The following is a 5,420-nucleotide window of genomic DNA, read 5'->3' on the forward strand; positions in this document are numbered from 1 at the left end:
GCGCAACAGTCCGGAGAAGGTCGTCGGCGCGCGCAAGGCCTGGGCCGAAGAGAACCCGGAAGCGCTGGCGGCGCTGCTGAGGGCCCTGCATCATTCGGCGCGCTGGTGCCAGGATCCGGCCAACCGTGCCGAACTTGCCGCACTGATGGCCGAGCCACGCTTCCTCGGCCGTCCGCCGGCGCTCCAGATGCCGGCGCTGACCGGGCACCTCCAGCTTGGTGGCGGCGCCGAGCGGGCGATCGCGGATTTCTTCGTGCCCTTCGACAAGGCGGCGAATTTTCCGTGGAAGAGCCATGCGCTGTGGTTCTACACGCAGATGGTGCGCTGGGGGCAGTTGGCGCACACGCCGGAAAACCTCGCCATCGCCTGGAACTGCTACCGGCCCGACCTCTATCGCTCGGCGCTGAAGCCGCTCGGCGTGGCGTTGCCCGGCGCCAATGCCAAGGTCGAAGGCGCGCTGAAGGCCGCGACCCCTGTCGGTTCGGCAGGCGCAAGCCTGGTGCTGGGCCCGGACGGGTTCTTCGACGGCCAGATCTTCGATCCCGACGAGATCGAAGCCTACATTGCCGGCCAGAAACACGCTGGTTCCTTGGCGCAGTAGATCCGACGTGCCGGGGTAGCGGATCGCCAATGCGCGCAAGTTGATAAGTCAAAGGCAATTTTGGTGTGCTATATACGCTGCGTTCTCGGGCGGATACGAGATCGATGGATCAGGAAAGACTTCTGGCCGCAGTCCTTTTGGCCGATGTCGTGGGCAGCACGCCTCTCTATGAGCGCATCGGCGACGATGCCGCTCTGCAGCAGGTTTCGGATTGCCTGGACGCAATGGGAGCGATCGTCGCCCAGCACGGCGGCGATTTCATTTACTCGAAGGGCGATGACGTACTCAGCCTGTTCGAGAGCCCGGAGACCGCGCTGAGGGCCGCCTGCCAAATCAGCCACCAATTGACGAAAGGCCCGTTGTGCGCCCGTATCGGATTACATTTCGGGGCGGTCATTCGCGCGCGGGGCGCGGTATTCGGCGACGTTATCAACGTCACCGCCAGGTTGTCCAGCACGGCCAACCCCGGGGAGGTGCTGATCAGCCAGAGCTTCTTCGAAGGCCTTACCGCGGGGAGCCGCAGTGGCCTGCGGCTCCTCGACAAGATGGCTTTCAAGGGGAAGCAAGAACTCTTCGATGTCTATACTCTGAGGAGCGACGACGGGACCCTCAGTAATACGCACATCGCCAGCCGGGGCACCATTGTCGATAGGCGCTCCGTCCCGCCGCCGCAGATCAAGCTAGTCATCGGCTATGGAGATCAGTTGCGATCCTGCCGAAACAACGAATTCGTGACGTTCGGCCGATCTCCGGAATGCAATATCGTCGTCGATCTGCCCTGGGTCTCAAGGCACCACGCCACCTTCACCATTTCAAATGGCAAGGCCCGGCTTATCGAGCGAAGCTCGTCGGGCACATTTGTGTCGATGGGACCCGACCATGAAGTATTCGTGCGCCGCGAAGATATTCTCCTCTTCGGCTCCGGCGTCATCTCGCCTGGACGAAGATCGACCCTCGGCGACGTCCAGGTTCTTCACTACGAAATTGTCTCAGGCTGACCCGGCCTATATTGCCGGCCCGCAATCGGCTGGCTCCCTTGCGCAGACGTTCTGACATGTCGATAGGGCGGCGTGCCGGATCGGACGCCTTTGAGATCAGCCGAAGCGCCATGCCGTCGTCATCCTGGAGCGAAGCGACGCGGCGCAGATCCCAGGATCCGCGCCGTGACGTCCCAATCTGTCAAAATCACCGTGTCGAGAACTGGTTTTGCGGACCTGATTATTTTTGCGCCACTCTTGTGCATTGCACAATAATTGTGCGTGCGCTTGTGCTAATGAACAATCTTTGGCCTGTGCGTCCTGCGGGTCGGCGTGCCGATCCTTGTTCTATGCAGTTGATTTAATTGGTGTTCGTCATCTCATCTGAAACTGGCACGGTTTCTGCATTGCAATAACCAGGCTCCTCGCGGAGTCACGGAACAGGCGTCCAATGGCGGGCGCCACAGGCAAAGCTGCCGCTCAGGTCGACACGCGATCCCGGATGTACGGACGCGAGCGACCTGGCCGGCAGCTTTTTGTTTTGACCGAACACGCAATCGACGGCGCCGGTCCCAAGCGGCGTCCAACCGGAGATGACGATGACGAAACGGATCGGAACTGGAACCACCCTTAAGGGCATGACGCGTCGCGACTTTCTTGCGCGTAGCGCGCTGACGGCGGGGCTGCTGGTGGCGGCGCGCAAGCTCCTGCCTTCGGGCGCCTATGCGGCGACCGCCGCGCCGGAAGTGACCGGCGCCAAGCTCGGCTTCATCGCGCTCACCGACGCGGCGCCGCTGATGATCGCGAAGGAGAAGGGGCTGTTCGCCAAATACGGCATGCCCGATGTCGAGGTGCTGAAGCAGGCCTCCTGGGGCGCGACGCGCGACAATCTGGTGCTCGGCGGCGAGGCCAACGGCATCGACGGCGCCCATATCCTGACGCCGATGCCCTACCTCATGCATACCGGCAAGGTGACGCAGAACAAGCAGCCGATGCCGATGGCGATCGTGGCGCGGCTGAACTACGACTGCCAGGGCATTTCAGTCGCCCAGGAATACGCCGCCACCGGCGTCGGCCTCGACGCCTCCAAGCTGAAGGAGGCCTTCGCCGCCAAGAAGGCCGCCGGCAAGGAGGTCAAGGCCGCCATGACCTTCCCGGGCGGCACGCATGACCTCTGGATACGCTACTGGCTGGCCGCTGGCGGCATCGATCCCGACAAGGACGTCTCGACCATCGTCGTGCCGCCGCCGCAGATGGTGGCCAACATGAAGGTCGGCAACATGGACGTGTTCTGCGTCGGCGAGCCGTGGAACGAGCAGCTCGTCCACCAGGGTATAGGCTTCACCGCCGCCACCACGGGAGAGCTGTGGAAGGGTCATCCGGAAAAGGCGCTCGGCCTGCGCGCCGCCTTCATCGAGAAATATCCGAACGCCACCAAGGCGATCCTGATGGCCGTCATGGAAGCACAGCAATGGTGCGAGGCGATGGAGAACAAGGAGGAGATGGCCTCCATCATCGGCAAGCGGCAATGGATGAACGTGCCGGTCGCCGACATCATCGGCCGCCTGAAGGGCGACATCAACTACGGCAACGACCGCGTCGCCAAGGGCACCGACCTCTACATGAAGTTCTGGAAGGGCGGGGTTTCCTACCCCTTCAAGAGCCATGATGCCTGGTTCCTCGCCGAGAACATCCGCTGGGGCAAGTTCGCGCCGACCACCGACATCAAGGCGCTGGTCGACCAGGTCAACCGCGAGGATCTGTGGCGCGAGGCGGCGAAGGATCTGGGCGTCGCGGCAAGCGACATCCCGGCCTCCTCGTCGCGCGGCGTCGAGACCTTCTTCGACGGCAAGACCTTCGACCCGGCCAACCCGTCAGCCTATCTCGACAGCCTGAAGATCAAGGCTTCTGCTTAGGCGCGACGGCGCAGCACGCCGTCGTCGCCAAAGCGCAAACGGCGCCAAAGCGCCGTTTGTCGCCGGCACCGCCCCAAGCGCAACGGCGCTCGCGCCGTTGTCGCCACTGACCCCACGGAGCTTCGCGAAGACATGTCCATCCAAACCGTCGAGGACACCAAGGTGAAGGCGTTTCCTGTAAAGCCCGCCGAGGTGATCGCCTTCACCGCAAAGGCGAGGCGCCGCATCGACCCGCTGGCGGTTGCCGGCAAGCTGGCGACGGCGCTGGTGCCGCCGGCCGTTGTCATCCTCGTGCTGCTCGTCGTCTGGCAGGTCGCCTGCTCGTCGCCGACGGCCAGCCTGCCGCCGCCGAGCCAGGTGTGGAGCGAGGCCTATGACCTGATCGCGCATCCGTTCTTCGACAACGGCCCGCAGGACATCGGCCTTGCCTGGCGGGTGCTGATCTCGCTGCAGCGCGTCGCCATCGGCTTCGGCATGGCTGCGGTGGTCGGCGTGGCGCTGGGCGCGCTGGTCGGCCAGTCGGTGTGGGCGATGCGCGGCCTCGATCCTGTGTTCCAGATCCTGCGGACCGTGCCGCCGCTCGCCTGGCTGCCGCTGTCGCTCGCCGCCTTCCGCGATTCCAATCCGTCGGCGCTGTTCGTAATCTTCATCACCTCGATCTGGCCGGTGATCATCAATACAGCCGTCGGCGTCCGCAACATCCCGGAGGATTACCGCAACGTCGCCCGCATCCTGCGGCTCAACCAGCTCGAGTTCTTCGTCAAGATCATGGTGCCGGCGGCCGCCCCCTACATCTTCACCGGCCTGAGGATCGGCGTCGGGCTCTCCTGGCTCGCCATCGTCGCCGCCGAGATGCTGACCGGCGGTGTCGGCATCGGCTTCTTCATCTGGGACGCGTGGAACTCCTCGCGGCTGCCCGACATCATCGTCGCGCTCGTCTATATCGGCGTCACCGGCTTCTGCCTCGACCGGCTGGTCGCGGCGGTCGGCGCCTTCGTCACCCGCGGCACAACGGCAAAGTGAGGAGGGCGCCATGACCGCCTATCTGAAGCTCGACCATATGGACAAATCCTTCGCCCGCGGCGGCCAGGTCAGCGAGGTGCTGAAGGATATCAGGCTCACCATCGACAGGGGCGAGTTCGTCTCCATCATCGGCCATTCGGGCTGCGGCAAGTCGACCTTGCTCAACCTCATCGCCGGGCTGACCAGGGTCTCCTCGGGCGCCGTGCTGCTCGAGGACAGGGAGGTCGACAGCCCGGGACCTGAGCGCGCCGTGGTGTTCCAGAACCATTCGCTGCTGCCGTGGCTCACCGTCTACGAGAACATCAACCTTGCCGTCTCCAAGGTCTTCGGCCGCACCAAAAGCCGGGCCGAGCGGCATGAGTGGATCATGCGCAACCTCGATCTCGTGCAGATGGCGCATGCCAGGGACAAGCGCCCGGCCGAGATATCCGGTGGCATGAAGCAGCGCGTCGGCATTGCCCGCGCGCTCGCCATGCAGCCGAAGATCCTGCTGCTCGACGAGCCGTTCGGCGCGCTCGACGCGCTGACCCGCGCCCACCTCCAGGACGCGGTGATGGACATCCACGCCCGGCTCGGCACGACCATGATCATGATTACCCACGATGTCGACGAGGCGGTGCTTCTGTCCGACCGCATCGTGATGATGACCAACGGCCCGGCGGCAACCATCGGCGAGGTGCTTGCCGTGCCGCTCGCCCGGCCGCGCCGACGCATCGAGCTTGCCTCGGACCGCACCTTCCTGCGCTGCCGCGAGGCTGTGCTGAAGTTCCTCTATGAGCGCCACCGCTTCGTCGAGGCCGCGGAGTAGCGCCATGACCGGAAAGCGCGTTTCCGTCGGCAATAGGCAATGCATCGGCAGTAGGCAATCTGCCGCACTGCACAAATTTTATGCTGCCGTGCAAG

Annotated in this window: 5 protein-coding genes; all 5 read left to right on the forward strand. The window is 64.2% G+C overall.

Features of this window, described 5'->3' with window-relative positions:
• A partial coding sequence (locus tag EN742_RS22690) for an ABC transporter substrate-binding protein (RefSeq protein WP_148670200.1) occupies positions 1–601 on the forward strand: 601 nt, incomplete at its 5' end.
• A 104-nt stretch (positions 602–705) separates the two neighbouring features.
• Positions 706–1,599 (forward strand): FHA domain-containing protein, encoded by an 894-nt coding sequence (locus tag EN742_RS22695; RefSeq protein WP_127407532.1) that lies wholly within the window; start codon positions 706–708, stop codon positions 1,597–1,599.
• 578 nt (positions 1,600–2,177) lie between these two features.
• Positions 2,178–3,494, forward strand: coding sequence for a CmpA/NrtA family ABC transporter substrate-binding protein (locus EN742_RS22700; protein ID WP_128333297.1), 1,317 nt, complete (start codon positions 2,178–2,180; stop codon positions 3,492–3,494).
• Positions 3,495–3,626: 132 nt separating this feature from the next.
• Positions 3,627–4,517 carry a nitrate ABC transporter permease gene (gene ntrB / locus EN742_RS22705; protein ID WP_127407200.1) on the forward strand — a complete coding sequence of 297 codons (891 nt, stop codon included), beginning with the start codon at positions 3,627–3,629 and terminating at the stop codon, positions 4,515–4,517.
• 10 nt (positions 4,518–4,527) lie between these two features.
• The gene (locus EN742_RS22710) at positions 4,528–5,325 is read left to right on the forward strand and encodes an ABC transporter ATP-binding protein (RefSeq protein ID WP_127407201.1); all 798 of its coding nucleotides are present in this window, start codon (positions 4,528–4,530) and stop codon (positions 5,323–5,325) included.
• Positions 5,326–5,420 lie beyond the last annotated feature (95 nt).

It is taken from the genome of Mesorhizobium sp. M4A.F.Ca.ET.020.02.1.1, from assembly GCF_004022645.1.
Classification (GTDB): Bacteria; Pseudomonadota; Alphaproteobacteria; order Rhizobiales; family Rhizobiaceae; genus Mesorhizobium.

What these genes read in the sequence shown, in the direction of transcription:
- EN742_RS22710 (WP_127407201.1), top strand. Translation starts at nt 4,528, where the DNA reads ATGACCGCCTATCTGAAGCTCGACCATATGGACAAATCCTTCGCCCGC.
- ntrB (WP_127407200.1), top strand. Translation starts at nt 3,627, where the DNA reads ATGTCCATCCAAACCGTCGAGGACACCAAGGTGAAGGCGTTTCCTGTA.
- EN742_RS22700 (WP_128333297.1), top strand. Translation starts at nt 2,178, where the DNA reads ATGACGAAACGGATCGGAACTGGAACCACCCTTAAGGGCATGACGCGT.
- EN742_RS22695 (WP_127407532.1), top strand. Translation starts at nt 706, where the DNA reads ATGGATCAGGAAAGACTTCTGGCCGCAGTCCTTTTGGCCGATGTCGTG.